Source organism: Variovorax sp. dw_308 (assembly GCF_019207085.1).
Lineage (GTDB): Bacteria > Pseudomonadota > Gammaproteobacteria > Burkholderiales > Burkholderiaceae_C > Variovorax.
In genome coordinates this window covers 256,536-283,378 of record NZ_JAATOM010000007.1, presented here as the reverse complement: position 1 = coordinate 283,378, position 26,843 = coordinate 256,536, and the positions used below count along the sequence as shown (strand labels likewise).

Below are 26,843 nucleotides of genomic sequence, written 5' to 3'. Positions count from 1 at the left end.
GCTGCGGTGATGCCGCACAGCGCACTGGCGGGCGATGCCAACTTGCTCGTTTTCCCGAATATCGATGCTGCCAACATCTCCTACAACCTGCTGAAAACGGCCGCCGGCGGCAATATTGCCATCGGCCCGGTGCTTTTGGGTGCTGCCAAGCCCGTGCACATCCTCACCGCGAGCGCCACCGTTCGCCGAATCGTCAACATGACCGCACTGACGGTCGCGGATGCAAACTCCGAGCGTTAAGACATACGACGACAGCGTGCGCTAACTTTCACTCGAAGCTGGCGCGTCCATGCACTGCTCATTTCTTGGGCAGGTGCTTGCTATTCGCGCGCGTCTGGTGCACACTAATGGGCTTGAATTTCCGGGTTAACCCCAAGTTGGCCCCGGATTCGGTCTCTCTCTTTCCTCCTGGTGCCTCATGGCGGCTCACGCCCCGTTCACGTTTCCTGTTTCCAAGTTTGCGCTCACTAGCCTTTTGCTGGTGGCGCTTTCCACCGGAGTCCAGGCCCGTGAATGGTTCGGTTCCGGGAGCGAGCAGCCGAACACGGGACCGATCGCGTTGACCGAGTTGCCTGTACAAGGGCAGAAAACATACGCGGCCATCCTGAGTGGTGGCCCCTTCAAACATGAGAAAGACGGCACGGTGTTCGGCAATCGCGAACGCCAGTTGCCGCGGGAACGGCGAGGCCATTACCGTGAATACACGGTCGATACCCCTGGTTCGCGAGATCGCGGTGCCAAGCGCATTGTTTGCGGCGGCGAACAAACCACACCGTCTGCCTGTTGGTATACGGCTGACCATTACGCAAGTTTCAGGCGCATTACGCCATGAGTGACGATTTGGAATGGAGGGGCGCCTTGACGCGCCAGGATGCAATGACGACGACAACCATTGAAAGACCAGCGGAGATGACTTTATCCCTTCGTGCCGTGCGGCCGAACATCGTGCAGTCGATTCGCGCATTCCGCGTGAACGACCTGCAGGAGGCCGCGCACGCAGCCGGTCAGCACTTCCTGTACGCCAACCTGGGCAACGCCCAGACCAAGCAGGACGTGCTCGACCTGATCGCGCAACAGTTCACCTTTCCGGCGCATGTCGGCAAGAACTTCGATGCGCTGTATGACTGCATGACAGACCCGCTGCACAAATCGGGCCCGCAGCCTGGTTTCGTGGTGGTGCTGGAGCAAATTCCGGCCAACACCAAGTTCGACAAGGAAGCACGCGAGCAACTGCTCGACATCTTCCGCGACGCCTCAGACTACTGGGGAGACCGGAAGATACCGTTCAGGTGCTTCTATTCTTTTCTGTAGCCCGTTCTGCACACACCAGCCAAGCAGAACGGGCGAACGAGGCTTCGCAGGGCACAGCCGTGCTCTCCGGGATCGCCGTCGAGGTCGATCCCAACGCCGAGAAAATGCCGACCGACAAGTTGGTCGATGTCTCGCCACTGGCGCTGCGCATGAGCAGCCCTTTCAACGCAGGATATTGGTTGGCCGCAGCCTGATTGCGGTTCGCCGTGGGTCGCGCATTCGTCGTGGCGCGCCCTGCATCCATGCGTCGTCGCAGTCACTGACCGGCAATGCCGGCCAGTGACGCTCCTCCAGCCATCCAGGCCCGTCCATCCGACGGGCTTTTTTATGGCGCAACAGCTTGCGCCAGCGCGACGTACTCCGCCACAGGCACTTCCTCCGCGCGCCGCTGGATGTCGAACGCGCCGCCGAAGCGGTGCGCCTCCAGCCACTTGCCCAGCGTGTGCCGCAGGATCTTGCGCCGCTGGCTGAAAGCGACCTGCACGATTTCGCCCAGCCGGCCGGCGTCGACGACGGGCGGCTCGGCCAAAGGCACCATGCGCACCACGGCGCTGTCCACGCGCGGCGGCGGATCGAAGCTCTCCGGCGGCACGAACAGCACGTTCTCCATGGCGTAGCGCCACTGGAGCATCACGCTCAACCGGCTGTAGTCGGAGGTGGCCGGGCGCGCCACCATCCGGTCGATCACCTCTTTTTGCAGCATGAAGTGCTGGTCGGCAATGAGGTGCGCGAAGCCGAGCAGGTGGAACAGGATCGGCGTCGAGATGTTGTAGGGGAGGTTGCCCACCACGCGCAGTGCGGCGGGGGCCTTTTGCGCGGCCAGCGCCGCGAAGTCGACCTTCAGCACGTCGGACTCGATCACATCCAGTTGCGCATGGTCGCGCAGCCGTGCGGCCAGGTCGCGGTCCAGTTCGACGACGGTGAGCCGCCCCAGCCGCTCGACCAGCGGTTGTGTCAGGGCCGCGAGCCCCGGCCCGATCTCCACCATTGCGTCGCCCGGCTGTGGCGCGATCGCCAGCACGATCGCGTCGATGATGCCGCCGTCGGTCAGGAAGTGCTGTCCGAAGCGCTTGCGCGCAATGTGCTTCAAGACTGTGGCGGCTCGCGGAACTCGACGTAGGCGCGCGCGCGCACCTCTTGCGCCCAGATGTCGAAGGCCTCGTCCAGCTTCTTTTCGCGCAGCGCGGTGCGTGCGGCATCGCGCTGCTCAGCGGGGTTCAGCCTGGTGTCGCGCCGGCCTTCCACCTGGATCAGGTGCACGCCGAAACGCGACACCACCGGATCGCTCACTTCGCCGGGCGACAGGCGGTTCATGGCCTCCTCGAATTCAGGCACGAACTGGCCGGACCGCGACCAACCGAGTTCGCCACCGTCCTTGGCGCTGCCGTCCTGCGAGTTGTCGCGCGCGAGCCCGGCGAAATCGGCCGTGCCGTTCTTGATGCGGAGCTTGAAATCGGCGAGCTTGGCCATCGCCTGCTCGGTGCTCATCTTGGCGTCGGTGCGCAGCAGGATGTGGCGCACCTGGGTCTGCGTGACGGTTGCATCGGCGGCGCCCGGCTGTGACCTGGCGAGCACCTTGAGCACATGGAACCCGGCCGGCGAGCGCACCGGCCCGGCAATGCCGTTGACCGCGGTGGTCTCGACCGCTTCCCGGAACAGCTGCGGATAGCGGTCCGCGCTGCGCAAGCCGATCGCACCGCCGGCGATCTTGTCGGGCGCGTCGGACAACTCGCGCGCCAGCTTCGCGAAGTCTTCGCCGGCGCGCACGCGTTTGGCGATGGCCTGCGCCTTTTGCTCGAACGGGGCAGCCTGGGCCTCGGTCGCGCCTTCGGGCACGGCCACGAGGATCTGCGCCAGGTTGATGTCGAACGGCAATGCGGCGTTGGGCGCCGAGCGCTGGTCGCGCAGGAACTGGTCGACCTCGAGGTCGCTGACCTTGACCTTCGGATCGACCTCGCGCTCACGCAGGCGGGTCAGCGTCAGCTGGTTGCGCAGGTCGCGCCGGAAATCCGCTTGCGAGATGCCATCGGCCGCCACGCGCCGGCGCAACTCCTCGACACTGAGCTGGTTCTGGCGCGCGACAATCTGTTCGGCCTGGTCGACTGCGGCATCGTCGACCTTGATGCCCTGTTCCTTGGCGAGGTGCAATTGGGCGCGCTCGCTGATCAGACGCTCCAGCACCATCGAGTTCAATTGCGCCCGCGGCATCTTGCCGGCTTCGTTGGGGTTCTGCTCGATGATGCGCTCCACGCGCGCCTGCACGTCGGAGTTGGTGATGGGTTCCGAATTGACCAGCGCGACGATGTATTCGGCCGAGCGCTGCACCGCCGGGGCCGCGGGCGCACGCGGCGTCTGCGCCGGGGGCACGACGAAGCTCTGGGGCGCCTTCATGATGTCCGTGATGCCGCGGCTGGGCGTGCCCGCGGGAGAGCCGTTGCTCGTGGTGGCGGGACGGAGGCCTTGCGCCTGCGCGCCAGCCGCCATGGCGAGTGCCGTGGCAACGGCCAGCGTGAGGGTGGAGCGAAGGTGTTTCATGACTGGGATGCTCAATCGTAATTTGTGTAACGGCTGGGGCCGGTGACCGGCTGGCGCAGCGGTGTGTAGCGCGGAATATTCGTCTGCAGGGTGCGCATCGGGCTGGTGCCGACGCTGGTGAAGCCCACGAATTCGATCTGGAACATGATGCGCGTATTCGCGGTGACCTGACCAGTCGTAAGCCTTTCCAGCACGACACGCCCGATGTAGCAGCAGCCGTCGTACTCGAGGCCGATGATGCCGTCGGTCATCTGGCGATCGATCAGGCTGTAGTTGAGCCGACCGACGGCAAACCAGCGTCCGCCGCCGAGCCCGCGTCCCGGCCCCAGATTCTCGTCCTTCGTGCCCCAGAGGTCATTGAGCGGCCATTGCCAGCCGATGTCGAGCGACTTGTTGCCGTCGCCCGCGCCGGGGGTCGAGTCGGCCTGGTAGCGGTAGGCCGCGCTGATGGTGCGGTACGGGCCCGGGCTGTAGCGCAGGCTCAGCGTGTTGCGGGTCGATATGTGGCTATCGGGGTTGTACTGGATGGTGGTGTCCAGGCTCCACTTCGGCGTCCAGTTGATCTGCGCGCCCATCAGCACGTCGCCCACGCCCTTGTCGACCGTCGGAACGCCCGGGAGTTGCACCTTCTGATCGCTGAATCGCAAACGCTGCGCAATGCCGAAGCGTGCGGCTTCCGCGCCCGTGTCGGGATCGATCAGGCGCGAGGTCACGCCCAGCGTGAGCAGGTTGTTGTCGGCGATGCGGTCGTTGCCTGAAAACGCGTTCTCGGTGTAGACGGTGGCGAAATTGAAGTCGTTCGCTGCTGTGTCGTAGACCGGGATCGCGCTCTGGTCGCGATAGGGCGTGTAGACGTAGAACGCGCGCGGCTCCAGCGTCTGGACCAGCGAGCGGCCGAAGAAGCTGGTGTCGCGCTCGAAGACCAGTCCGCCATCGAGACTGAAAGTCGGCACCGTCACGTTGGCAGACGAGACTCCATTCAATTTTCCGTAGGCCTGCGCGTCGGACCGCACCTCGAGCGGATCATCGAACGAATAGGCTCGCGCATGCAGCTGGAGTTTAGGAACGACGAAGCTGCCAGGCGTCAGGAACGGACGGCTGATGGTTGCCTGCGAGTACACCCGTTCGGCGTTCGGCTGGGTGAGCAAGGCCCCGGATGCGAACTGGCGGGATTGCAGAGCCGGGTCGCCATCGAAGCGCGTGTAGTCGTTGTTGAGCGAGATGTCGAAGCCGTTCCAGTCGTACTTGTTGTAGTCGGCAGTGACCTGCGGCATGCGGTTGTACGGCGGGATGATGGTCGCGGACGTCGTGCTGTCCTGCAGCGTCTGGTAGTACAACGCACGCGCCTGGCCGCTCCAGTCGCCCTTGCTCCAGTTGAGCGTGCCGTCGCTTGCCAGCAGGCGCTGCGTGAGCGAAGGGGTGCGCGAGAAGTCGCGCCAGTAGTCGTCGTCGCTCACGCGGTTGATGTTGAGCGAGCCGCTGAAGCTGCTGAGCCCGAGGGCCTTCGCATCGAAGGTTTGCGTGTGCGAGGACCAGATGCCCCAGCGATCGCGACCGCGCAAGACGTCGCTCGGCATGTAGTCCACGCGTGCCTCGCCGTTGTAGCCCTTTTCGAGGTAGCGGAAGTCGGTGCTGAGGTCGATGCCGCGCTTGCTCATCAGCGTGGGCGTGAGGGTCAGGTCCCGGTTGGGTGCGAGGTTCCAGTACCAGGGCTGGGTGATCTCGATGCCATTGACGTTGTCCACGCCGATCGTCGGCGGCAGCAGGCCGGTCTTGCGGTTGCTGTTGAGCGGAAAGCTCAGGCTCGGAAACGGCGGCGTGCTGATGCCCATGAAGGACAGTTGCGCGTTTTCCGCGACGCCGACGTTTTCCTCGGTGTCGGTATGCAGCGTGGTCGCGCTCAGCATCCAGGCCGGCATCCAGCCCGGATAGTCCTCGCGCCGGCAGGTGGTGTAGGTGGCTTCCCGTGCGACCGAGCGGGCCGCGTCGACGAAATCGATGCGCTGCGCGTCGCCATGGCCGCCGGTGGCCAGGAAGCGATAGCGCACGTTGTTGAAGAAGCCTTCGAAGCTCTCGACCTTGAGCTCGAGGTCCGGCCCCGAGTACTCGTTGCCGGCCTGGTTCACGCGCACGTGGCCGGCGGCCTTGGCCAGGTCGGTGGGCTGGTCGTAGGAGAGCTTGTCGGCGTTGATCACGGTGTCGCCGCGGCGCAGCTGCGCATTGCCGGTGACCACGGTTTGCAGGTCAGGCTGTCCCGAGATCTGCTCGCCGGTGATGAAGCTCGTCTGGTCGCCGCGCAAGGGCTGCGGCACAGTTTCCTGCAACTGCGGCGTTCGCTTGAGCGTGAGCGGTCCCGCCAGGTCGATCGCTTGCGCGGCCGCACCGTGCGCGTGCAACAGCGCGAGCGAAAGCACGGCCAACGGAAGCGGGGGTCGGCACCGGCGCTGGATGGCACGGGTCAGGTCAGGCGTCGGCACAGGCAAGGGCGTCGGGCAATGGAGGCAGAGGGGGCCGGTCGGGATTGGCAAGGTTCGGGCCGAAGCCGAGTCGCAAGGCTGCCGGCGGCCGTCCGCGCCAGGCGGATTTGTAGAATCGATTATCCATGACAGTACCTTCGCCAACGCCCAACGGCGCCGACCGGGCCATCGCGTGGAGCGACCCCGCCCGCGCATCTGCATTTGAACGATGGCTTGCGGCCATCGCACCGGCCCAGGGACTGCGACCCGAAACCGTGCAGCTGGCCTCGGCCGATGCCAGCTTCCGCCGCTACTTCCGCGTCGACAGCGTCGATGCCGCGATCGGCACGCGCATCGTGATGGATGCGCCGCCCGCACTGGAAAACAGCGCACCCTTTGTCCAGGTGGCCGGGCTGATGGCCGGCGCCGGCGTGAAGGCGCCGCGCGTGCTCGACTGGAACCAGGCCGATGGCTTCCTGCTGCTCGACGACCTCGGCCGGCAGACGATGCTCGACGTGATCGACGCCGATCGGCCCGAGGCCAACCTGCCGCACTATCTGCAGGCGATCGACGCATTGATCCGATGGCAACTCGCGTCGAAGCCGGGCGTGCTGCCTCCCTATGACAAGGCGCTGCTGGAGCGCGAACTTTCGCTGTTCCCGCAGTGGTACCTGGGTGCGCACCGTGGCGTGGCGGTCGAGGGCATGTTGAAGGAGCGGCTCGAACGCGCCTTCAAGATCATCGTCGAGACCAATCTCGCATCGGCCAACGTGTATGTGCACCGCGACTTCATGCCGCGCAACCTGATGGTTGACCCTGGCGACAAGCAACTCGGCGTGCTCGACTTCCAGGACGCCGTATACGGCCCCATCACCTACGACATCGCCTGCCTGATGCGCGACGCCTTCCTGAGCTGGGACGAGGAATTCGTGCTCGACGTGAGCGTGCGCTATTGGGAAGCCGCGCGCAAGGCCGGGTTGCCGGTCGAGGAGGACTTCGGCAGCTTCTACCGTGCGGTCGAGTGGATGGGCTTGCAGCGCCATCTGAAGGTGGCCGGGATCTTTGCACGACTGACGCTGCGCGACGGCAAGCCTCGCTACCTCGCCGACACGCCGCGCTTCATCCGCTACATCCGCACGACCTGCGCGCGCTACAGCCAGCTCACGCCGCTGCTGCGCGTGATCGACGAGGTCGAAGGCACGACCGATTCCATCGGGTTCGCGATTCCGCGCGTCTGACCGACGCCACCATGCCGCGCTTCCACTGCTCCGTCCGGCTTTCGAGCGGCGACACGCTGGTGCTGCCGCCCGGCGCGGCGCGGCATGTGCAGGTGCTGCGATTGCAGCCGGGCGACGAGATCACGCTTTTCGATGGCGCCGGTGGCGAATACCTGGCCACCATCGAGCGCATGGGCCGCAGCGATGTCTCGGTGAATGTCGGCGCGCACGATCCGGTCGAACGGGAAGCGTCGCGCCCGGTGCATCTAGCGCTGGGCATGCCGGCCAACGAGCGCATGGACTGGCTGGTCGAGAAAGCCACCGAACTCGGCGTGGCGAGCATCCAGCCACTGATGACGGCGCATGGCGTGCTGCGCCTGGCCGGCGAGCGCGCCGACAAGAAGGTGGCGCACTGGCAGGCCGTGGCCGTGGCGGCCTGCGAGCAGTGCGGTCGCAATCGTGTGCCACAGGTCTTGCCGATACGCCCGCTGGCCGACTGGCTCGCCGCCTTGCCCGCACCGGGCGCGGGCGAGCGTCGCGGCATCCTGAGCTTTGCAGCCGGCGCGCGCAGCACCGGCGCTTTCCGGTCGGAAGCGGCGGGCAGCTGCACGGTGCTCAGTGGGCCCGAGGGCGGCCTGAGCCCCTCCGAGGAGCAGGACGCATTGCGACGCGGATTCCTGCCGCTCACGCTGGGCACGCGGGTCTTGCGCGCCGAAACCGCGGCCATCGCAGCGCTTGTATCCCTCGGGAGCTGAGACCGGGACGCTATCCCGCGCTGCGCAAGGGGACAGACGTGACAGGCGCGGGGCGGGCGCGCAGAATTCCCCCGGTCGCCCGCCTTTCGGCGCAAGGGAGACTTTGATCAGGTTCCCGCAAGGGCGCGCGCCGAGGACGCGCGGTCCGCGGAGGACTTGGTCAGCGTCTCCCTGCGCGTGATCAGCACGGCGGTTTCGAGGCAGTCCTTCACACTGAGCCTTCGATTGCGGCAGCCCCGCTGCCGTTTGCGAAGCGCGCCCATCAACAATGTGAGGCTGTCACACATCAAGCGCGCTTGCGTGCGCACAACGGAGGAACACCATGGGATTGCTGGATTCGGTACTCGGTCAGGTTCTAGGCTCGGTCGGTCAGGGGCAGCCTCAACAACAAGGCGGTCTTGGAGGCCTTGGCGGTCTTGCGGGCCTCGGGGGAGGCGATCTTGGCGGGATCGCCGGCGCACTCGGCGGCCTGCTGGCCAACAACGGGACGGCGGGCGGCCTGGGCGGGCTGGTCTCGAAGTTCGAGCAGGCCGGCATGGGCGACGTGATCGGCTCGTGGATCGGCAAGGGCGACAACGCGCCGATCTCCGGCAACCAGCTGGGCCAAGTGCTCGGCGGCGACGCGATTTCCGGCATCGCCGGCAAGCTGGGCATCGATGCCACGACACTGCTGCCGATGCTTGCGACCCTGCTTCCCTCGCTGATCGACCAGCTCACGCCGCACGGCAAGGTTCCGGAGCAGGGCCTGGGCAATCACGACGACCTGCTGTCGTCGCTCAGCGGCCTTCTGCAAAAGGGCTAGGCCACCGCCCAGCCCGGCATCAAAGGCGCCTCACCAGGCGCCTTTTTCTTTGGCCCCGATGCAAGGCGTCGCCCGAAACGCATCAGGCCGCCCAGCACAATGCCTTCATGAACAAGAACCTCTGGCTGCTGGCGATCTGCCAAGGGCTGTTTCTCACCAACAACGTCACCTTCATCGCCATCAACGGGCTGGTCGGCCTGAGCCTCGCGCCAAGAGGATGGATGGCGACCTTGCCGGTCATGGGCTATGTGGTCGGCGGCGCGCTCAGCACCGGGCTGGTGGCGCGCTCGCAGCGCCGCTTCGGCCGGGGCGGGTCGTTCCAGCTTGGACTGGCGGTGGCTTTCTGCTCCGCCCTCCTTTGCGCCTACGCGGCTTACGGCAAGCACTTCTGGCTGCTGTGCTTCGCCACGCTGGTGGCCGGCTACTACAACGCCAACGCGGGCCTGTACCGGTTTGCCGCGGCGGAGATCGCGGCGCCGGCGTGGCGCGAGAAGGCCGTGTCGCTGGTGATGGCCGGCGGCCTCATCGGCGCAGTCATCGGGCCGAACCTGGCTGCGGCGACGCGCGGCCTCTTCGATGTGCCGTTCGTCGGCGCTTACCTCGCGCTTGCAGTGGTGGCGCTGGTGTCGATGGCGGTGCTGCGCTTCATCGCGTTTCCGCCGCCGCTCAGCCGGCAACAGGCCGCGAGCGACCGGCCGCTCGGCGCGATCATGCGGCAGCCGGCCTTCCTCGTGGCGGCAGTGGCAGGGTCGCTGGGCTACGGCGTGATGAACCTGCTGATGGCCGCCACGCCGATCGCGATGCAGGTCTGCAGCCTGCCGTTCCCCGACATCGCCCTCGTGCTCGAGTGGCACGTCATCGGCATGTTCGCGCCAGGCTTCTTCACGGGCCATCTGATCCGCCGCTTCGGCACCTTGCCGGTGATGGGCGTGGGCTTGCTGCTGAACCTCGGCTGCATCGCGGTGGCGCTGTCCGGCGTGGACCTGCACCAGTTCATCTTCGCGTTGACGATGCTGGGGGTGGGCTGGAACTTCCTCTTCACCGGCGCCACGACCTTGTCCCTGAGCACCTACACGCCGGAGGAAAGGGACCGGGCCCAGGGCGCCCTCAACTTCTGCATGTTCACGACGCTGGCCGTGACATCGTTCGCCTCGGGCGTGCTGGTGACGACGCAAGGCTGGCGGCTGCTGAACCTGGGCTCCCTGCTTCCCGTGGCGCTGACCGGGGCGGCGCTGCTGTGGCTGGCCCTGACGCAGCGGCGGGCGGCTCGGCTTGCGGCTCGATAAGCAGCCGGCTCAACAATGCTTGTCGAGCCAGCTGCGCAAGGTCGCGAACACGGCCTTCGCATTCATCTCGTTGAAGATCTCGTGGAACAGCCCGTCGAAGCAGGTCGCGGCCACGATGCCGTCCTGCGGCGATGCGCGGGCAAACGCCTTGCTCGCACTGGGCCGCACGATCTTGTCGGCGCCGGCATAGAGCAGCAGGGTCGGCACCCGCCAGCGCCGTGCCACGGATTGCACCACCGCGCCTTCCTCCGCCAGGAAGCTCGCCAGGCGGCCGCAGATGCGATCGTGGTTCAGCGGGTCGTCGCGGTAGGCCTGCACGACGGCCGGGTCATGCGAGATGTGCTCGACGTTGATGCCGTTGCCGACCCGCAGGTTCGGCGCGATGCGTGGCAGCACGGCCAGCAACATTTTCTGCATGGCATCGAGGCCCGGGTCGAACGCGGGGGATGACATGACCAGCGCCTCGACCGGCCGCACCTCGCGCGAGACGAAGCTCGCGGCGACCAGGCCGCCCATGCTGTGGCCCAGCAGGATCAAGGGCGTGTCGGGATAGACGCGGCGCGTCTCGTCGACCACCGCGGCCAGATCGTCGATCAGGCGCATCGTGCTCGGCAATCCGCCGCGCGGACCGCTCGACCTGCCGTGCCCGTGGTGGTCGTGCGCGCGCACGTCGAAACCCCAGCTGTTGAGGCGTTGCGCCACGTGGTCGTAGCGGTCCATGTGTTCACCCAGCCCGTGCGTGATCTGCACGACCGCGCGCGGCGAGGCGCCTTCGACGGTCCACTCGCGCAGCGCGAGCGTCTCGCCGTCAGGACGTCGCAAGGTGAGGCCGTCCGCCTGGGCGGCGATGGCCTCGACTTCCGCGGGGGCGAGCATCTGGTTCAAGCCGTGGCCACCGCGTGAGACACCGGCAGTGCGGCGATCACCTCCGACACCGCGGCCGTGAGCTTCTTGGCATAGGGCACGTTCAGGAACTCGTTGGGCCCGTGTGCGTTGCTCTTGGGGCCGAGCACGCCGCAGACCATCATCTGCGCCGTGGGGAAGCCCTTGGTCAGCATGTTCATCAGTGGAATGGTGCCGCCCTGGCCGATGAAGCCGCAAGGCGCGCCGAAGTGCGCCCGGCTGGCGGCATGCAGCGCCTGCTCGAACCACGGCGTGATCGTCGGTGCGTTCCAGCCGGTGGCGCCGCCGCCGCCTTCGAAGGTCACGCGGGCCTTGTAGGGCGCGTTGTCTTCCAGCAATTCCTTGAGTTGCTGCACGGCCTCGTCGGCCTGGACCAGCGGCGGCAGTCGCAGTGACAGCTTGAACGCGGTGTAGGGGCGCAGCACGTTGCCGGCGTCCTTGAGCGCGGGAAAGCCTTCGGCGCCGGTGACGCTCAGCGTCGGCTTCCAGGTGCGGTTCAGCAGCGCCTCGACCGGGTCGGTCGTGGTGGGCAACGCAAAGGCCGTTGCGCCTTCGCAGTCGTAGTGGGCCCATGGGAAGCGCTTGTAGACCTCCTCGCCGAGGATGGCGGCCGTGGCCTTGGCCTGCGCCAGCCGGTCGGCCGGCACTTCGCAATGAAAGCTGGCGGGCAGCAGGCGGCCGGTCTTGCTGTCCTCCAGCCGGTCGAGCACCTGGCGCATGATGCGGAAGCTCGACGGCACCAGCCCCGATGCATCGCCGGAATGGATGCCTTCGGTCAGCACCTCGACCTTGAGCGTGCCGCTGGCCATGCCGCGCAACGAGGTGGTGAGCCAAAGCTGGTCGTAGTTGCCGGCGCCGGAGTCGAGGCAGATCACCAGCGCCACCTCGCCAAGCCGCGGTCGCAAGGCATCGACGTAGGGCAGCAAGTCGTAGGAGCCGCTTTCCTCGCAGGTTTCGATGAGGCCGACGATGCGCGGATGGGCCGCGCCCTGCGCCTTGAGCGCCTGGATCGCGGCCACGCTGGCGTAGACCGCGTAGCCGTCGTCGGCGCCGCCGCGGCCGTAGAGCAGGCCGTCCTCGTACTTCGGCGTCCAGGGGCCGAGATCGTTGCGCCAGCCGCTGAACTCGGGCTGCTTGTCGAGATGGCCGTACATGAGCACGGTGTCCGTCATCGTCGTGCCGGTGGCGGGTACCTCGAAGAACATCACCGGCGTGCGGCCTTCGAGGCGCACGATCTCCAGCTTCAGGCCCTCGACCTTCTGCTCTTCGACCCACTTCGCGGCATTGCGCAGCACGGTCTCCAGGTAGCCGTTGGTCGACCACTGCTCGTCGAAGCCGGGCGACTTGGCCGGGATCTCGATGTAGCTGGTGAGTTGCTTGACGATGTCGCCGTCCCACTGGGAAGAGACATCGGACAGGGCGCGCTCTGCGTCGAGCTGGCCGGCTGGAATTTCACGGTGCAGGGGGGCGTTCATCAGGGAGGTACTCCAACGGGGCAATGCGCGATTTTGCGCTGGATCACATGCGCTTGAAAGCGGGAACTGGTGCCGAACCCAGAGGTCGCGAACCAAAAAATCGATGTCTTCTTTTGCGACTTCTGCGTAACCTTTGCGACTTCTGCGTTCAATGGAAATCCGCATTCATGGCCGCTTCCAAGCACCCCGTCCGCGTCGGCATCGGCGGTTGGACCTTCGAACCCTGGCGCGACAACTTCTATCCCAAGGGCCTGTCGCAAAAGCTCGAATTGCAGTACGCGAGCCGGCACCTCACCGCCATCGAGGTCAACGGCACCTACTACAGCACGATGAAGCCCGAGAGCTTTCGCAAGTGGCACGACGAGACGCCCGACGACTTCGTGTTTTCACTCAAGGCCTCGCGCTTCGCAACCAACCGGAAAGTGCTGGCCGATGCGGGCGATTCGATCGCGCGATTCGTCGGCAGCGGCATCGTCGAACTGGGCGACAAGCTCGGCCCCATCGTCTGGCAATTCATGCCGACCAAGCAGTTCGATGCGGAAGACTTCGAGGCCTTCCTGTCCTTGTTGCCGAAGAAGGAGGGCAGCCGCGCACTGCGCCACGTGATGGATGTGCGACACGAGAGCTTCATCTCGCCCGACTACCAGAAGCTTGCGAAGAAGTACAAGGTGTCGACGGTGTTCACCGACTCGGACAAGTTTCCGTCGTTCGATGAACCCGAGGGCGACTTCGCCTATGCGCGCCTGATGATGTGTGCCGCCGACCTGCCCACGGGCTATGCGCCGGGGGCCCTCGATGCGTGGGCGACGCGCGCGAAGGGATGGACGACCTTACCCGTGAAGCGGGACGTGTTCGTCTTCATGATCAACGGCGCCAAGGAGCGTGCGCCCGCCGCAGCAGCTGCGTTGCTGGAACGCCTGGGCTGGGCGCCCTCCTGAGATCCCCGTTGGGAGGCAGGCCTCGCGCGGCCCTGCCCCGGGGACGTTGAAAAGCCTAGGCCGCCGCCTGCAGGGCAGGCTTGCTTTCGACGACGGGCGGCTTGCTTTCGCTCTTCCCGCTCGTGCCGAAGGTGATCTCGCCCGACAGCTGGCCGCCTTCCTCGATGACGATCTTGCCGTAGCGGATCTTGCCCGTGACCTTGCCCGTCGAGTGGATGACCAGGCGCTCGCGCACGGTGAGGTTGCCGTCGAAGGTGCCATGGATCTCGGCGATGTCGATCTCGGCGGAGCCCTTGTAGGCGCCCTGCTCGGCGATCTGCATCACGCGCGATTCCATCGTCGCCTCGACCAGGCCTTCCACCACGAGCGTGTCGCAATCGGTGATCTCGACGCCCTTGAGCTTGATGTTCGGGCCGACGGTGAGCTTGCTGCCGCCTTCCTTGACCGGAGGAGCTACGGCATTGGCGACTTGTGCATTGACGAGCGAAGCCTGGTTCACGGGGGAGCCTGACAGGTTGGTTGGCGAACCCACCAGCGGAGCCGGGCGGGAAGGGAGAGAGTCGGTATCGCTGGTGCGCTTGCCGAAGAAGGGGGACTGAGTGGCCAAAGGTGTAGCTCCTGGAAAAGTTATGTATCGTAAGAACGCACTTCCGCACGTCAGTACTTCATTGGGAAAGATGCGTAACCAAAAACGTTACTTGTCGAACTCCCCTTGAACTATCGTCTACGTTGTGGCAGAGACAAGGCGCTGGCCCTTTTCGTAGCGCGCGCCTTCAAGGTGACGCTATGAAATCCATAGCATGGTAGGCGCCATGCCCGGAAGATTCAAGCCCGCCAGTCGACGCGGCCTTGTGCGGCATCGTCAAGGCGCGCGACGAAGGCCGTCACCTGAGACGCCGCCAGCGACAACCTGAACTGCACCAGTGTCTCGTGGCGCACCTCTTCGAGCACGCCACCGGCCGCGCCGATCTCCCTTCGCACCAATCCTTCGAGCGCATACGGCACGGCGCAACAGAGGCTCCGTTGCGGGACCAGGGGCACGGGCGCCGCCGTGAGCAAGGCCTGCGCCACGCAATCGGTGTAGGCACGCACGAGTCCGCCGGCGCCCAGCTTCACACCGCCGAAGTAGCGCACCACCGTCGCCAGCACGCCCTCCAGGTGTTGGTGCCGCAGCACTTCGAGCATGGGCCGGCCAGCCGTGCCGCCGGGCTCGCCGTCGTCATTGGCGGCCGATTGGCCACCGGCCATCAGGGCCCAGCAGACATGCGCCGCGCCCGGGTGTTGCGCCCGCAGGCCTTCGACCACGGCCAGCGCCGCGGGCCGGTCGGCCACCGCCTGCACGCAACCGATGAAGCGACTTTTCTTGAGCAGCAGTTCGCTGTGGACCGGCTCGGCGAGCGTGAAGGGCATTCACAACAAGCCACGCGCCCAGCCCAGGCCTTCGCCGGTGCCGCCGCGCGGACGGTATTCGCAACCGATCCAGCCGTCCCAGTGGCCCTGCGCGGCCAGCTCGTCGATGACGCTGAACAGGTAGGGATGGTTCAGTTCGCCGATGTCGGGCTCATGCCGCTCGGGCACGCCGGCGATCTGCATGTGGCCGACGCGGCCGGTCGGCAGGTACTTGCGCAGCTTCATCGCCACGTCGCCTTCGACGATCTGGCAGTGGTACAGGTCCATCTGCACCCGCAGATTGAGGGCGCCGACGGCCTCGACGATCTCGTGCGCATGGTCCTGCCGGTTGAGGAAGAAACGCGGCACGTCGCGGGTGTTGATCGGCTCGATCAGGATGTCCCGGCCGGACTTGGCGGCTTCGACCGCGGCCCAGTGCAGGTTGTCGATGTACACCCCGCGCAGGCCCTCGCGCGTCTGGTCGTCGGCAAGCAGCCCGGCCATCACGTGGATGCGCGGACAGTCGAGCGCGGCGGCGTATTCGAGGGCTTGCCGCACGCCGTAGCGGAACTCCGCCTCGCGGCCGGGCACGCTGGCGGTGCCGCGCGAACCTTGCTCCCATGCCGTGTTGACGGTCTCGGGTGAATCGCCGCCAGGCGGCGCATTGAACAGCACTTGCTGCAAACCGTTGGCCTTCAGGCGCGCGGCCAGCTCGTTCGCGGGGAAGGCATAGGGGAACAGGTATTCCACTGCCTTGAAGCCGTCGCGCGCAGCGGCTTCGAAGCGATCCAGGAAAGGCCGGTCGGTGTAGAGCATCGACAGGTTGGCTGCAAAGCGGGGCATGGGTGTTCCTCTCGGTGTTGTCTCTCGGTGTTGCGGGATTCGCGACGGCGTGTGTGCGTGTTCTACCAGCGCGCGCCGAAGCTGGCGCGCAACTCGTCGATGGCGGCCGCGCTCAACGGCGCGGGCTCACCGTCGCGCATCAGCAGCCACAGGCGAGCCGTTTCCTCGAGCTCCTCGAGCGTGGCCATCGCAGCGGCGGGCGTGTCATGCCATACGTTGGGACCCAGGCGCTCCAGCATCACGGCGCGGATCGGCGCGCCGGCCTCGCCGCGGCGGGTGATGGTCCGGGCCACGGCCTCGGCCGCTTCAGGGGCGCCCGGGCGGTGGTAGGGGATCAGCGGCACGTGACCGACCTTCATGACGAAGTAGGGCGTGAGTGGTGGCAGCAGTTCCGGCTCCTCGCCCGCGGGCGGCTGCAGGGTCAGCGCCACGCAATGCGTGCTGTGCGTGTGAATCACGCAGCGCGTGTTCGCATCGAAGCGTGTCGCTGCCGCATAGATGCGCCTGTGCAGCGCGATGGTCTTGCTCGCGCGGTCGCCGCTCAACTGCCTGCCGTCGGCATCGAGGCGCGCCAGGCGTGCCGGATCGAGCGCGCCCAGGCATGCATCGGTCGGCGTGATGAGGTAGCCGCCGCCCTCCAGCCGCACGCTGATATTGCCGGCGGTGGCGTGCACGTACCCGCGTGCGAACAGGCTGGCGCCGACGCGGCAGATCTCCTCGCGCCCCCCGGATTCGGTCATGCGCCGAAGGCCTTGGTAAAGAAGTCGTCGCTGCCGAAATTGCCGGACTTGAGCGCGATGTGCATGCCGGGCGCAGGCGCCCCATCGGCCAGCGCATGGCACCACGGCACCCCGGGATCGATCTGCGCGCCGATCTGCAGTTGTGCGATGCCGAGCGCCTGCACGCAGGCCCCCGATGTCTCGCCGCCCGCCACGAGCAGGCGCCGTACGCCGCGCTCCACCATGCCGCGCGCCACCGCGGCCAGCGTGCGCTCCATGAGCGCGCCGGCGGCTTCCACCCCCAGTTGCCCTTGCGTGGCCTTGACCTGCTGCGGGTCGGCCGTGGAATAGACCAGCACCGGCCCCCTGGCCAGCAGCGGCCCGGCCCATGCGAGCGCCGCGTCCGCACCCTGGCGGCCTTCCGACACGGCGATCGGGTCCAGCGCGAGCGCCGGATGGCCGCGCGCAATGAAGTCGCGCACCTGCCGGTTGGTGGCGGTGGAACAGCTGCCCGACACCACCGCATGCAAGCCATCCACCGCCGGCAACGCAGCTGCGCGCGGCGAGGGCGCGATGCCGAAGTTGCCCGGCAGCCCGATGGCGACGCCCGAGCCGGCCGTCACCAACGGCATGTCGGCCAGGGCCGGACCGAGCCGGAGCAGGTCGTCGTTCGATACCGCATCGACCACGGCGATGGCCACGCCGTCCGCCTTGAGTTGCGTGATGCGCGCGCGCACCGCATCGGCGCCCGCCGCCACCGCGCGGTGGTCGATCAAGCCCACCTTGCGCCGGCACTGCGCCTGCATCACGCGCACGAGGTTCGGGTCCGTCATCGGCGTCAGCGGATGGTCCTTCATGCCGCTCTCGCTGAGCAACACGTCGCCGACGAACAGGTAGCCCTTGAACACCGTGCGCTGGTTGTCGGGAAAGGCCGGCGTGGCAATGGTGAAGTCGGTGGCCAGCGCATCCATCAGCGCTTCGGTCACCGGGCCGATGTTGCCTTGCGGCGTGCTGTCGAAGGTCGAGCAGTACTTGAAGTAGACCTGCTTCACGCCCTGCGCCTGCAACCAGCGCAAGGCTTCCAGAGACTGCGCGATGGCATTGGCGGGCGCGATGGTGCGCGACTTGAGCGCCACCACGACCGCATCCACCTCGGCGCCCAGCGGCCCCCTGGGCACGCCGATCGTCTGCACCACGCGCATGCCGGCGCGCACCAGGTTGTTGGCGAGATCGGTCGCGCCCGTGAAGTCGTCGGCAATGCAGCCCAGCGGGAAGCTCATGACGTGGTGCCCTGGTTCTTGTTGCGGTTGGAGGCCGCAAAGCTTACTACCCGCGCCTGTTCCGCGGGGCAGCATCGCAAGCAGGTCAGGCGCGTTCGAACTTGAACACGGCCGTGCTGGCGCGCGCGTTCGGCAGCCAGCGCACCTCGCGCTCGTTCTGCAGGCCGAAGGCGTCGAGCAGGCGCAGCTTGTTGCGCTGCGCGAGCACTTCGAAGTCCTTGAAGGTGCCGACGCGGATGTTCGGCGTGTCATACCACTGGTAGGGCAGGCGGCGCGTGACCGGCATGCGCCCGCGCGCCACGCTGAGGCGATTGGGCCAATGCGCGAAGTTCGGGAACGCAACGATCCCGATGCGGCCCACGCGTGCGGTCTCGCGCAGCATGATCTCGGCATTGCGCAGGTTCTGCAGCGTGTCGATCTGCAGCACCACGTCGAAGGACGCATCGCCGAACATGGTCAGGCCTTCGTCGAGGTTCAACTGCAGCACGTCGACGCCGCGCTGCACGCACTTGATGACGTTGCCGTCTGCAATCTCCACGCCGTAGCCGCTGCAGCCGCGCTCGCGCTGCAGCAGGTCGAGCAATGCGCCGTCGCCGCAACCGAGGTCGAGCACGCGCGAGCCTTGCGGTACGAGCTGGGCGATGAGTCTCTGCGTGGCAAGGTCGCTCATTGGATAACCTCCGCGCTGCGCGCTGCGGTGCGAGCGCCTTCGGGCGGCCGGGCGGCGCTCATTGGATAACCTCCGCGCTGTGCGCTGCGGTGCGAGCGCCTGCCGGATTGAAATCTCTCAAGAGGGTTGACACCGGATGTCTCATGCCTGCCTCCCTTCATTGCTGAACGCGATCCGATCGAAGAAGGAACGCACCACGCCGAAGTAGCGCGCGTCGTCAAGCAGGAAGGCATCGTGGCCGTGCGGCGCGTCGATCTCGGCATAGCTCACGCTGCGACGGTTGTCGAGCAGCGCCTTGACGATCTCGCGGCTGCGCGCCGGCGAGAAGCGCCAGTCGGTGGTGAAGCTCACGAGCAGGAACTTGGCCGTGGCCTTGGCCAGCGCTTCGGTAAGGTTGCCGCCGCATGCGCGCGCCGGATCGAAGTAGTCGAGCGCGCGGGTGATGAGCAGGTAGGTGTTGGCGTCGAAGTATTCGGCGAACTTGTCGCCCTGGTAGCGCAGGTAGCTCTCGATCTGGAACTCGACCTGTTGGGTCGAATAACGGTAGTTCGGCCCGGCCGCTTCGCCCTCGGCCGCGCTGCGCAGCATGCGACCGAATTTCTCGTTCATCACGTCGTCGCTGAGGTAGGTGATGTGGCCGATCATGCGGGCGATGCGCAGGCCGCGCTTGGGCACCACGCCCTGCTCGTAGAAGTGGCCGCCGTGAAAGTCCGGATCGGTGACGATGGCGCGGCGCGCGACTTCGTTGAAGGCGATGTTCTCGGCCGTGAGGTTCGGGGCGCTGGCCACGACCACGGCGTGGCGCACGCGGTCGGGATATTGCAAGGTCCAGCTCAGCGCCTGCATGCCGCCCAGGCTGCCGCCCATCACGGCGGCGAGTGTCTGGATGCCCAGCGCTTCGAGCAGCACGGCTTGCGCGTCGACCCAGTCCTCGACCGTCACCACCGGAAAGTCCGCGCCGTAGACCCGGCCGGTGGCAGGGTCGACATGCATGGGGCCGGTCGAGCCGAAGCAGGAGCCGAGGTTGTTCACGCCGATCACGAAGAAGCGATTGGTGTCGACCGGCTTGCCCGGGCCGATCATGTTGTCCCACCAGCCCTCGGACCGGGGCTTGCCCGCATAGCTGCCGGCGACGTGATGGTCGGCATTGAGCGCGTGGCAGATCAGGACCGCATTGCTCCTGTCCGCGTTGAGCGCGCCGTAGGTTTCGTAGGCCAGCGTGTAGTTGGCGATCGACGCGCCGCTGCGCAGCGCGAGCGGACGCGCGAAGGACATCGATTGGGGGGTGGCTTCGAGTGACATCAACGTTCGCCCGGCCGCCCGTAGGACGTTGAGTTCCCCCTCGGGGGGCAGCGATACACGAACTGATGAGCGTGGGCAAATGTGCGCATGAAAAAACCCGGCCTCGCTAAAAAAACGAGCCGGGTCGGCCACGGTCTTTAGCTGAATTTGTTAAGCGCCCGCAAGCTGTAGCAAATCGGCGCGAGGGGAGTATATCCCCGGCAGGCCAGGCGCTGCCCGGCCCGGGACTTCAACTCAGGATCGCGATGATGCCGAGCCCGAGGAAGATCGCAGCCGACACGCCATGCACAAGCTTGATCGGCACGCGCCGCATGATGCGTTCACCGAAGAACACCACGGGTACGTTCGCCAGCATCATGCCCAGCGTGGTGCCGGCAACGACCCAGACGTAGTCATTGACGAAACGTGCGGCCAGCATCACGGTCGCGATCTGGGTCTTGTCACCCATCTCTGCAAGGAAGAAGGAGATCACCGTTGTGCCGAAGACGCCGAAGTGCGAGCGGGCCGCGCCTTCGTCTTCATCGAGCTTGTCCGGGATCAGCATCCAGACCGCCATCGCGATGAAGGACACGCCCAGGATCCAGCGCAAGGCGACCGGCCCCAGCCAGTGGGTGACAAAGGTGCCGACGGCGCCCGCCAGCGCGTGGTTGACGATCGTTGCGGCGAATATGCCTATGACGATTGGCCAGGGTTTGCGAAAACGCGCGGCGAGCACCAGCGCCAGCAGTTGCGTCTTGTCGCCCATTTCCGCGAGCGAGACGATGCCCGTCGCAACCAGAAAAGCTTCCATGATGTGTGAGTTCCTCAGGCCGAAGGACGCAATTGACCATGCAACACCTTCGGCCATATTCCCGAAGTTGCACAGTCAAAGGTCTCGCCAGGTGGGAAACTGCTTGCACCATGTCCTGCTGGGCGCAGAACAAGTCTGTTGACGCAAGCCCTTCTCGCAATGGAAGGCGGCTACTCCCCAATGACAACAGGCATTCTAGGCCAGTGGCACGGCAAGATAGTTAGTGTGCACTAGCTATCTTGGTTACTCAAGCGTGGCGCGGGATACAAATTTATTCTTGCACAATGTGTATTTCACACATAATGAGCGAGCGTACCTCCGCAACATTTGGATGACGCAAATGTGGGTGATCGGCCAGTTTCGCGCGACTCAGCGTTTCATGTTGGATATGCAGTCGGGACTCCATCGCTTTCTTTGATGTGTTTATAGGAGTCCCGTCATGGGCAACAAACTGTACGTCGGCAACCTGCCATATTCCGTGCGCGACGGAGACCTCGAACAGGCCTTCGGCCAATTTGGCGCCGTGACCAGCGCCAAGGTCATGATGGAACGCGACACCGGACGCTCAAAGGGCTTCGGTTTCGTCGAGATGGGCAGCGACGCGGAGGCGCAAGCCGCAATCAACGGTATGAATGGTCAACCGCTCGGCGGTCGCAGCGTCGTTGTGAACGAAGCGCGTCCGATGGAAGCCCGTCCTCCCCGTAGCGGCGGTTATGGCGGCGGTGGCGGCGGCTACGGCGGTGGTGGTTCTGGCGGCGGCGGCTACGGTGGTGGCGGTTCTGGCGGCGGCGGCCGCAGTGGCGGCGGCGGCTATGGCGGCGGTGGTGGTGGCCGCAGCGGCGGTGGCTACGGCGGTGGCGGCGGTGGCGATGGCGGTTTCCGCAGCCCCTACGGTGCCGGCCCGCGTGGTGGCGGCGGCCGCAGCGGTGGTGGCGGCTACGGCGGCAACAACGGCGGCAACAGCGGTTACTGATCGACCGACACTCGCAAAAAAGGCTCCCTCGGGAGCCTTTTTGCTGCCTGTCAGGTTGCTCCTCAGCTTTCGCCGAGTCGCTTCTTGCGACCCCGGCCCTGCACCGCACGGTCGTAGACGGCATTGGGCAGCATGCGCATGATCTTGGCGATCACGCCCATCTGCCACGGGATCACGCGATAGCTCACGCCCTGCTCGACGGTCCGAAATGCCTGGTCGGCAAATGCTTCCGCCTTCATCAGGAACGGCATGCCATAGCGGTTGCCCTGGGTCAGCGGTGTGTCGATGTAGCCGGGGCAGATCGTGACGACCTTGACGCCGCTGGCGCGCATTTCGCCCCGCAGGCTTTCGCAGTAGGCGACCACGGCGGACTTGCTGGCGCAATAGGCGCCGTGGCCCGGCAGTCCGCGGATGGACGCCACGCTGCCGATGCCGACCAAGCGCCCGCTGCCACGCGCTGCCATCGCGGCGACGAAGGGATGAAAGGTGGCGGCGAGGCCGACGTTGTTGGTAGCGAGCGTACTGGCCAGTACATCGAGGTCGCTGCGCTCCGCGGTATCCATGCCGATGCTGACGCCCGCATTGGCGATCACCACGTCGGGCAGGCCCTGTTGGGCGATGCAGGCATTGCCGGCGGCCACGATGCTGTCGATCCGCGCCACGTCCGCGCCATAGACACGATAGCGCGCGCCGTCCAGCTTGCGCCCGGCCGCCCATGCCTCGATCTGCTCGGTGCGACGCGCCACCAGCGCGAGGCTGTAGCCCGCATCGTAGTAGCGTGAAGCCAGCGCCTGGCCGATGCCGCTCGATGCGCCGGTGATGAAGACCAGACCTTGCGTCATTGCGCGACTCCCTTTTTTCTCTTGTCAGCATTCGGCACAGCGGTTGCCGACGGCGGCGGCATCAACACGCCGTGCACCCGCCCGTTCAGATTGGCCACGCCACTCAGGTTGTCGTAGTCCATCGAATCTGCGGTGAAGTGGTCCGTGCCACGGGTCAGGGTGACCGGCTTGTCGGAGCGTACGCGTTCGGTGTCGATGAACGCATGCAGGAATTCGCCGCGGAACTCGAGCCTGGGCATCGGCTTGCCGTTCGGGGCGACAGCCGCGTCGCGGACCACGATTGCATTGCCGAACAGTTGAACCTCGCTGACGTCGCTGTTGGACAAGCCACGGTCTGCCGAGGCATGCGTGACCAGGCCCTGCAGCGAGATGGAGCGGAGACGGACCTGATCGACTTCCATGGTGTCGTTGTCGGCATAGTGCCGCCCTTCGGTGCCGGCGAGCTCGCTGCGGAGTTCGCCGTTCGGCAGGAAGTTCTTAACCACGAAGTCGCGCATGAAGTAGTCGGGGTCGTGGGTCGGCGTCTCCTTCGGCGTGGGCACGGTCAGGCGCGGTGCGTTGCGTACCAGCCAGTAGGTACCCAGCGCCAGCGCGCCGGCCACGATGATCGGCAGGTAGAGGCTGCCGCGGTCGATACCGCGACGCAGCAAGCCGAGCAAGCGCCGGGCGCCGGCGGTCAAACGACCGGCCCCCGCGCCAGGTCGAGCAAGCGCCGGTAGTGCCCGGTGGCCGTGAGCAGCAGGTCGCAGAACTCGCGGGCTGCGCCTTCGCCGCCGCGCGCGGCGGTCACGTAGTTCGCAATGGCGCGGACCTCGGCATGCGCATTGGCCGGCGCGGCCGCGAAGGCGCAGCGGGCGAGCACGGGTAGGTCGGGCCAGTCGTCGCCGATGGCGGCGGCCTGTTTCCAGCCGAGGCCCAGTGCGGCCAGCATGGCTTCGGCCGCGGGCAGCTTGTCCTCGGTGCCATAGCGGACGTGCTCGATGCCGAGCGCTTCGAGGCGCACGCGCAACGGCTTCGAATCGCGACCGGTGATCACCGCGGGTGTGATGCCGGCCTGGCGCAGCAGCTTCAGGCCGAGGCCGTCGAGGATGCTGAAGCGCTTGAGCGTCTCGCCGTGCTCGCTGAAGTAGACGCCGCCATCGGTGAGCACGCCATCGACGTCGAAGAAGACGATGCGCACGTCCTGCGCGGCGAGCAGCGTGCCGGTGTCGAATCGAAGGATCGGCATGTCGGTCATCAGATGACCTTCGCGCGCATCAGGTCGTTGATGCTGATGGCGCCGATGAGCAGGCCGGCCGCATCGGTGACGAGGATGCTGGTGATGCGGTATTGCTCCATGAGCTCGGCAGCTTCCACGCCGAGCGCGTCTGCGCGCATCGTGCGAGGTCCCTTGTGCATGACGTCGGCAGCCGTGAGTTCGCGCAGGTCCGCGCCGGTTTCGACCAGGCGGCGCAGGTCGCCGTCGGTGAAGATTCCGATCGCGCGGCCATCGGCATCGACCACGGCCGTGGCGCCGAGGCCTTTGGAACTCATCTCGCGCATCAGCTCGCTGAGGGTGGCGCGGGGCGCGACACGCGGCACGTTGTCGCCGCTGCGCATCAGGTCATTCACATGCGTCAGCAGCTTGCGGCCAAGCGCGCCGCCAGGATGCGACCGCGCGAAGTCTTCGGCGCCGAAACCGCGTGCGTCGAGCAAGGCAACCGCCAGCGCATCACCGAGCGCCATCTGCGCGGTGGTGCTCGCCGTGGGCGCGAGGTTGAGTGGGCAGGCTTCCTTCTCGACGCCACTGTCGAGCACGACGTCGGCATGGCGGGCGAGCATCGAATCGAGGCCGCCGGTGATGGCGATCAGGGGCACGCCCTGACGCTTGACCACGGGCAGGATCGCGGCGAGCTCGTCGCTTTCACCGCTGTTGGAAATGGCGAGCACCAGGTCGACCGTCTTGATCATGCCCAGGTCGCCGTGGCTGGCTTCGGCCGGGTGGACGAACATCGCGGGCGAACCGGTCGACGCCAAGGTGGCCGCGATCTTGCGTCCGACATGGCCACTCTTGCCCATGCCCATCACGACCACACGACCCCGCACATTCAGGATGCGCCGGACCGCCTCCACGAAACTCGGCCCGACACGGTTCTTCAGGCCAAGCACGGCAGCGGCTTCGATGTCGAAGGTCAGCCGTGCGCGCGCCAGCAGTTTGTCGGCGTCGGTGCCGATCGGCAGGTCGGGGAGGGAACTCATCGGCGGGATTTTAGGCGGCGCGTCTTCAGGCGACCTGGCTTTGCGGTCTCGACTCGATCCTCGTCGGGGGGCGGGCCGGGCTCAACCCGGACCTGAGGACCACATACTCGTGGAGTTCCTCTAGCATCGGACCATGTCGGCGCTTCAACTCACACTCCTGTACCTGCTGGCGGCGGTCATCGGCGTGGTGGCATGCCGCTCGCTGAAGCTGCCGCCCATGCTGGGCTACCTGGTGGCCGGGGTGCTCATCGGGCCCCATGCGATGGCGCTCGCGGACAACTCGGATGGGATCCAGCACCTCGGCGAATTCGGCGTGGTGTTCCTGATGTTCGTGATCGGGCTGGAGTTCAGCCTGCCCAAGCTGCGCGCCATGCGCAAGCACGTGTTCGGGCTGGGACTGCTGCAGGTCTTGCTGACGATGGCCTTCGCCACATCGGGAGCGTTGATCGTCGCCAACTGGCTGCCGCCGCAATGGCGACTGGGCTGGCAGACCGCGCTGGCGCTGTCGGCCGCACTCACCATGAGCAGCACCGCGATCGTGGTCAAGCTGATGGCCGAACGCCTCGAACTGGAAAGCGAACATGGCAAGCGCGTGATGGGCGTGCTGCTGTTCCAGGACTTGGCGGTGGTGCCTTTGCTGGTGCTGATTCCCGCCCTGGGTGCACCGCCCGAAGCGATGTTCAAGGCCTTGGCGGTGGCGGTCGCGAAGGGCGGCTTCCTGGTGTTCATCCTGCTCTACGGCGGACCCCGCGTGATGCGCTGGTGGCTCACCATCGTGGCCCGCCTGCGCAGCGAGGAACTGTTCATCCTCAACGTGCTGCTGCTCACGCTGGGCATGGCCTGGCTCACCCAGTTCGCCGGGCTTTCGCTGGCGCTGGGCGCTTTCATCGCCGGCATGCTGGTGTCCGAAACGGAGTTCAAGCACCAGGTCGAGACCGATATCCGCCCGTTCCACGACGTGCTGCTCGGGCTGTTTTTCATCACCATCGGGATGACGCTCGACTGGCACGTCGCCGTCGAGCGCTGGGCGCTGGTGCTGGTGCTGCTGGCGTTGCCACTGCTGTTCAAGCTGTTGCTGGTAACGGTGCTGGCACGCGTGCTCGGCGCCACCAGCGGCGTGTCGCTGCGAACCGGCCTCTACCTGGCGCAGGCGGGCGAGTTCGGCTTCGTGATGCTGGCGTTGGCAAACGACCGCAGCCTGCTGCCGCAATGGCTGGGCCATCCGGTGCTGGCGTCGATGGTGCTGTCGATGCTGGCGACGCCCTTCATCATCCTCTACAGCAACAAGATCGTGCGCAAGCTGGTGGCCAGCGACTGGCTGCAACAGTCGCTGCAGATGACCAACATCGCGCGCAAGACCATCAACACCAGCCAGCACGTCATCATCTGCGGCTACGGTCGCTGCGGCCAGAACCTGGCGCGTATGCTGGAGCGCGAAGGCATTCCCTACATGGCGCTCGACCTCGACCCGGACCGCGTGCGGCAGGCGGCATCGGCGGGTGATTCCGTGGTCTTCGGCGATGCCGCCCGCCTGCAGGCGATGATGGCCGCGGGCCTGGCGCGCGCCAGTGCCGTGGTCGTGACCTACCTTGACGTGGCGGGCGCAATCAAGGTACTGGCCAACATCCGCGCGCATGCGCCGCAGGTCCCGGTGATCGTGCGCACGCAGGACGACCACGATCTCGAACGGCTGCGCAGCGCCGGCGCCACCGAAGTGGTGCCTGAGGCCATCGAAGGATCACTCATGCTCGCGAGCCATGCGCTGGCGCTGGTCGGCGTGCCGATGCGACGCGTGATTCGGGTGGTGCAGGAGCAGCGTGACGCGCGCTACAACCTGCTGCGTGGGTACTTCCACGGTGCGGACGACGACAACGCCGACGAGGTCGACCACGAGCGGCTGAACTCCTTCACGCTCACCGCCGGCGCCCGCGCCATTGGCCAGCCGCTGGCCGGGCTCGCGTTGCATGCGGTGGGCGTTCGCGTGGCCAGCCTGCGTCGGCACGACGGCAAGGCAGTCCCGTTGCTGGACGACACCCATTTGGCCGATGGCGACACGCTGGTGCTGTCGGGCAAGCCCGCGGCGTTGGCCATTGCGGTGGACAAGCTGCAGAAGGGGTGA

General features: G+C 66.4%; 28 protein-coding genes and 1 riboswitch. Of the genes, 11 read left to right on the top strand and 17 right to left on the bottom strand.

The genetic code is table 11. The annotated features are described in order from the left end of the window. From HCU76_RS17205 to HCU76_RS17190, 4 genes are all read left to right on the top strand, one after another. The coding region (locus HCU76_RS17205) for a phosphate acyltransferase (RefSeq protein WP_256354241.1) at positions 1-240 on the top strand (240 nt) is incomplete at its 5' end. 178 nt (positions 241-418) lie between these two features. After that, positions 419-832 carry a ribonuclease domain-containing protein gene (locus HCU76_RS17200; protein ID WP_213957282.1) on the top strand — a complete coding sequence of 138 codons (414 nt, stop codon included), beginning with the start codon at positions 419-421 and terminating at the stop codon, positions 830-832. A gap of 77 nt (positions 833-909) precedes the next feature. Next, positions 910-1,311: a barstar family protein gene (locus HCU76_RS17195; RefSeq protein ID WP_371319844.1), complete on the top strand. Its 402-nt coding sequence runs from the start codon at positions 910-912 to the stop codon at positions 1,309-1,311. Beyond that, positions 1,290-1,505: a hypothetical protein gene (locus HCU76_RS17190; RefSeq protein ID WP_213957284.1), complete on the top strand. Its 216-nt coding sequence runs from the start codon at positions 1,290-1,292 to the stop codon at positions 1,503-1,505. Before HCU76_RS17195 ends, HCU76_RS17190 begins: the two co-directional genes overlap by 22 nt. A 131-nt stretch (positions 1,506-1,636) precedes the next feature. Here HCU76_RS17190 and rsmA read toward each other — a convergent pair whose 3' ends face one another. The 3 genes from rsmA to HCU76_RS17175 are packed head-to-tail and all read right to left on the bottom strand — an operon-like array spanning position 1,637 to position 6,266. After that, positions 1,637-2,401 (bottom strand): 16S rRNA (adenine(1518)-N(6)/adenine(1519)-N(6))-dimethyltransferase RsmA, encoded by a 765-nt coding sequence (rsmA, locus tag HCU76_RS17185; RefSeq protein WP_218510101.1) that lies wholly within the window; start codon positions 2,399-2,401, stop codon positions 1,637-1,639. Beyond that, positions 2,398-3,846: a peptidylprolyl isomerase gene (locus HCU76_RS17180; protein WP_213957286.1), complete on the bottom strand. Its 1,449-nt coding sequence runs from the start codon at positions 3,844-3,846 to the stop codon at positions 2,398-2,400. Before HCU76_RS17180 ends, rsmA begins: the two co-directional genes overlap by 4 nt. Positions 3,847-3,857: 11 nt before the next feature. Next, positions 3,858-6,266, bottom strand: coding sequence for an LPS-assembly protein LptD (locus HCU76_RS17175; protein WP_256354239.1), 2,409 nt, complete (start codon positions 6,264-6,266; stop codon positions 3,858-3,860). Between the two features lie 182 nt (positions 6,267-6,448). On the opposite strand from HCU76_RS17175, the gene HCU76_RS17170 reads away from it, so the two are divergent. The 4 genes from HCU76_RS17170 (at position 6,449) to HCU76_RS17155 (ending at position 10,362) form a co-directional block, all read left to right on the top strand. After that, positions 6,449-7,540 (top strand): aminoglycoside phosphotransferase family protein, encoded by a 1,092-nt coding sequence (locus tag HCU76_RS17170; RefSeq protein WP_218510100.1) that lies wholly within the window; start codon positions 6,449-6,451, stop codon positions 7,538-7,540. 11 nt (positions 7,541-7,551) lie between these two features. Next, positions 7,552-8,274 carry a 16S rRNA (uracil(1498)-N(3))-methyltransferase gene (locus HCU76_RS17165; RefSeq protein ID WP_218510099.1) on the top strand — a complete coding sequence of 241 codons (723 nt, stop codon included), beginning with the start codon at positions 7,552-7,554 and terminating at the stop codon, positions 8,272-8,274. A 322-nt stretch (positions 8,275-8,596) separates the two neighbouring features. After that, on the top strand, positions 8,597-9,076 hold the full coding sequence (locus HCU76_RS17160; RefSeq protein ID WP_213957289.1) for a YidB family protein: 480 nt from the start codon (positions 8,597-8,599) through the stop codon (positions 9,074-9,076). A gap of 107 nt (positions 9,077-9,183) precedes the next feature. Beyond that, positions 9,184-10,362, top strand: coding sequence for an MFS transporter (locus HCU76_RS17155; RefSeq protein WP_218510098.1), 1,179 nt, complete (start codon positions 9,184-9,186; stop codon positions 10,360-10,362). Between the two features lie 9 nt (positions 10,363-10,371). Here the strand turns inward: HCU76_RS17155 and HCU76_RS17150 are convergent, their stop codons facing one another. Both HCU76_RS17150 and HCU76_RS17145 read right to left on the bottom strand, forming a co-directional pair. Continuing rightward, entirely contained in the window at positions 10,372-11,238 is an 867-nt protein-coding gene (locus HCU76_RS17150; RefSeq protein ID WP_218510118.1) for an alpha/beta hydrolase, read from the bottom strand. A 5-nt stretch (positions 11,239-11,243) separates the two neighbouring features. Further along, complete coding sequence (locus tag HCU76_RS17145) at positions 11,244-12,740, bottom strand: M20 family metallopeptidase (RefSeq protein ID WP_213957291.1); 1,497 nt, start codon at positions 12,738-12,740, stop codon at positions 11,244-11,246. 167 nt (positions 12,741-12,907) lie between these two features. Between HCU76_RS17145 and HCU76_RS17140 the strand changes: the two genes are divergently transcribed. Continuing rightward, positions 12,908-13,678 (top strand): DUF72 domain-containing protein, encoded by a 771-nt coding sequence (locus HCU76_RS17140; protein ID WP_218510097.1) that lies wholly within the window; start codon positions 12,908-12,910, stop codon positions 13,676-13,678. 55 nt (positions 13,679-13,733) lie between these two features. Here the strand turns inward: HCU76_RS17140 and HCU76_RS17135 are convergent, their stop codons facing one another. From HCU76_RS17135 to HCU76_RS17100, 8 genes are all read right to left on the bottom strand, one after another. Then, a complete protein-coding gene (locus HCU76_RS17135) occupies positions 13,734-14,285 on the bottom strand; it encodes a polymer-forming cytoskeletal protein (protein WP_213957293.1) in 552 nt (183 codons plus the stop codon). Positions 14,286-14,503: 218 nt separating this feature from the next. Further along, positions 14,504-15,088 carry a YigZ family protein gene (locus HCU76_RS17130; RefSeq protein WP_213957294.1) on the bottom strand — a complete coding sequence of 195 codons (585 nt, stop codon included), beginning with the start codon at positions 15,086-15,088 and terminating at the stop codon, positions 14,504-14,506. After that, positions 15,089-15,910, bottom strand: coding sequence for a 2-oxo-tetronate isomerase (otnI, locus tag HCU76_RS17125; RefSeq protein WP_218510096.1), 822 nt, complete (start codon positions 15,908-15,910; stop codon positions 15,089-15,091). Between the two features lie 62 nt (positions 15,911-15,972). Next, positions 15,973-16,650, bottom strand: coding sequence for an aldolase (locus HCU76_RS17120; protein ID WP_218510095.1), 678 nt, complete (start codon positions 16,648-16,650; stop codon positions 15,973-15,975). Beyond that, complete coding sequence (gene otnK / locus HCU76_RS17115) at positions 16,647-17,909, bottom strand: 3-oxo-tetronate kinase (protein ID WP_218510094.1); 1,263 nt, start codon at positions 17,907-17,909, stop codon at positions 16,647-16,649. Before otnK ends, HCU76_RS17120 begins: the two co-directional genes overlap by 4 nt. An 85-nt stretch (positions 17,910-17,994) precedes the next feature. Then, on the bottom strand, positions 17,995-18,579 hold the full coding sequence (metW, locus tag HCU76_RS17110) for a methionine biosynthesis protein MetW (protein ID WP_213957298.1): 585 nt from the start codon (positions 18,577-18,579) through the stop codon (positions 17,995-17,997). A 141-nt stretch (positions 18,580-18,720) separates the two neighbouring features. Continuing rightward, the gene (locus HCU76_RS17105) at positions 18,721-19,881 is read right to left on the bottom strand and encodes a homoserine O-acetyltransferase (protein ID WP_218510093.1); all 1,161 of its coding nucleotides are present in this window, start codon (positions 19,879-19,881) and stop codon (positions 18,721-18,723) included. A gap of 229 nt (positions 19,882-20,110) precedes the next feature. Continuing rightward, positions 20,111-20,671 carry a TMEM165/GDT1 family protein gene (locus HCU76_RS17100; protein ID WP_218510092.1) on the bottom strand — a complete coding sequence of 187 codons (561 nt, stop codon included), beginning with the start codon at positions 20,669-20,671 and terminating at the stop codon, positions 20,111-20,113. An 8-nt stretch (positions 20,672-20,679) separates the two neighbouring features. Then, positions 20,680-20,862: riboswitch (yybP-ykoY riboswitch) on the bottom strand. Positions 20,863-21,110: 248 nt separating this feature from the next. On the opposite strand from HCU76_RS17100, the gene HCU76_RS17095 reads away from it, so the two are divergent. Then, positions 21,111-21,644, top strand: a complete 534-nt coding sequence (locus HCU76_RS17095; protein ID WP_213957301.1) for an RNA-binding protein — start codon at positions 21,111-21,113, stop codon at positions 21,642-21,644. Between the two features lie 62 nt (positions 21,645-21,706). Here the strand turns inward: HCU76_RS17095 and HCU76_RS17090 are convergent, their stop codons facing one another. From HCU76_RS17090 to HCU76_RS17075, 4 genes are read right to left on the bottom strand one after another with little or no spacing between them, the layout of a single operon-like run. Next, positions 21,707-22,486 carry an SDR family oxidoreductase gene (locus HCU76_RS17090; protein ID WP_218510091.1) on the bottom strand — a complete coding sequence of 260 codons (780 nt, stop codon included), beginning with the start codon at positions 22,484-22,486 and terminating at the stop codon, positions 21,707-21,709. Next, a complete protein-coding gene (gene lptC, locus HCU76_RS17085; RefSeq protein WP_256354238.1) occupies positions 22,483-23,166 on the bottom strand; it encodes an LPS export ABC transporter periplasmic protein LptC in 684 nt (227 codons plus the stop codon). The genes HCU76_RS17090 and lptC overlap by 4 nt, the downstream gene beginning before the upstream one ends. Then, complete coding sequence (locus HCU76_RS17080) at positions 23,163-23,714, bottom strand: KdsC family phosphatase (RefSeq protein WP_371319845.1); 552 nt, start codon at positions 23,712-23,714, stop codon at positions 23,163-23,165. Before HCU76_RS17080 ends, lptC begins: the two co-directional genes overlap by 4 nt. 8 nt (positions 23,715-23,722) lie before the next feature. Beyond that, positions 23,723-24,724 carry an SIS domain-containing protein gene (locus HCU76_RS17075; RefSeq protein WP_213957304.1) on the bottom strand — a complete coding sequence of 334 codons (1,002 nt, stop codon included), beginning with the start codon at positions 24,722-24,724 and terminating at the stop codon, positions 23,723-23,725. A gap of 133 nt (positions 24,725-24,857) precedes the next feature. Here HCU76_RS17075 and HCU76_RS17070 point away from each other — a divergent pair, with 133 nt between their 5' ends. Beyond that, complete coding sequence (locus tag HCU76_RS17070) at positions 24,858-26,843, top strand: monovalent cation:proton antiporter family protein (protein WP_213957305.1); 1,986 nt, start codon at positions 24,858-24,860, stop codon at positions 26,841-26,843.

What these genes read in the sequence shown, in the direction of transcription:
- HCU76_RS17200 (WP_213957282.1), top strand. Translation starts at nt 419, where the DNA reads ATGGCGGCTCACGCCCCGTTCACGTTTCCTGTTTCCAAGTTTGCGCTC.
- HCU76_RS17195 (WP_371319844.1), top strand. Translation starts at nt 910, where the DNA reads ATGACTTTATCCCTTCGTGCCGTGCGGCCGAACATCGTGCAGTCGATT.
- HCU76_RS17180 (WP_213957286.1), bottom strand. Translation starts at nt 3,846, where the DNA reads ATGAAACACCTTCGCTCCACCCTCACGCTGGCCGTTGCCACGGCACTC.
- HCU76_RS17170 (WP_218510100.1), top strand. Translation starts at nt 6,449, where the DNA reads ATGACAGTACCTTCGCCAACGCCCAACGGCGCCGACCGGGCCATCGCG.
- HCU76_RS17165 (WP_218510099.1), top strand. Translation starts at nt 7,552, where the DNA reads ATGCCGCGCTTCCACTGCTCCGTCCGGCTTTCGAGCGGCGACACGCTG.
- HCU76_RS17160 (WP_213957289.1), top strand. Translation starts at nt 8,597, where the DNA reads ATGGGATTGCTGGATTCGGTACTCGGTCAGGTTCTAGGCTCGGTCGGT.
- HCU76_RS17155 (WP_218510098.1), top strand. Translation starts at nt 9,184, where the DNA reads ATGAACAAGAACCTCTGGCTGCTGGCGATCTGCCAAGGGCTGTTTCTC.
- HCU76_RS17150 (WP_218510118.1), bottom strand. Translation starts at nt 11,238, where the DNA reads ATGCTCGCCCCCGCGGAAGTCGAGGCCATCGCCGCCCAGGCGGACGGC.
- HCU76_RS17145 (WP_213957291.1), bottom strand. Translation starts at nt 12,740, where the DNA reads ATGAACGCCCCCCTGCACCGTGAAATTCCAGCCGGCCAGCTCGACGCA.
- HCU76_RS17140 (WP_218510097.1), top strand. Translation starts at nt 12,908, where the DNA reads ATGGCCGCTTCCAAGCACCCCGTCCGCGTCGGCATCGGCGGTTGGACC.
- HCU76_RS17130 (WP_213957294.1), bottom strand. Translation starts at nt 15,088, where the DNA reads ATGCCCTTCACGCTCGCCGAGCCGGTCCACAGCGAACTGCTGCTCAAG.
- otnI (WP_218510096.1), bottom strand. Translation starts at nt 15,910, where the DNA reads ATGCCCCGCTTTGCAGCCAACCTGTCGATGCTCTACACCGACCGGCCT.
- HCU76_RS17120 (WP_218510095.1), bottom strand. Translation starts at nt 16,650, where the DNA reads ATGACCGAATCCGGGGGGCGCGAGGAGATCTGCCGCGTCGGCGCCAGC.
- otnK (WP_218510094.1), bottom strand. Translation starts at nt 17,909, where the DNA reads ATGAGCTTCCCGCTGGGCTGCATTGCCGACGACTTCACGGGCGCGACC.
- metW (WP_213957298.1), bottom strand. Translation starts at nt 18,579, where the DNA reads ATGAGCGACCTTGCCACGCAGAGACTCATCGCCCAGCTCGTACCGCAA.
- HCU76_RS17105 (WP_218510093.1), bottom strand. Translation starts at nt 19,881, where the DNA reads ATGTCACTCGAAGCCACCCCCCAATCGATGTCCTTCGCGCGTCCGCTC.
- HCU76_RS17100 (WP_218510092.1), bottom strand. Translation starts at nt 20,671, where the DNA reads ATGGAAGCTTTTCTGGTTGCGACGGGCATCGTCTCGCTCGCGGAAATG.
- HCU76_RS17095 (WP_213957301.1), top strand. Translation starts at nt 21,111, where the DNA reads ATGGGCAACAAACTGTACGTCGGCAACCTGCCATATTCCGTGCGCGAC.
- HCU76_RS17090 (WP_218510091.1), bottom strand. Translation starts at nt 22,486, where the DNA reads ATGACGCAAGGTCTGGTCTTCATCACCGGCGCATCGAGCGGCATCGGC.
- HCU76_RS17080 (WP_371319845.1), bottom strand. Translation starts at nt 23,714, where the DNA reads ATGCCGATCCTTCGATTCGACACCGGCACGCTGCTCGCCGCGCAGGAC.
- HCU76_RS17075 (WP_213957304.1), bottom strand. Translation starts at nt 24,724, where the DNA reads ATGAGTTCCCTCCCCGACCTGCCGATCGGCACCGACGCCGACAAACTG.
- HCU76_RS17070 (WP_213957305.1), top strand. Translation starts at nt 24,858, where the DNA reads ATGTCGGCGCTTCAACTCACACTCCTGTACCTGCTGGCGGCGGTCATC.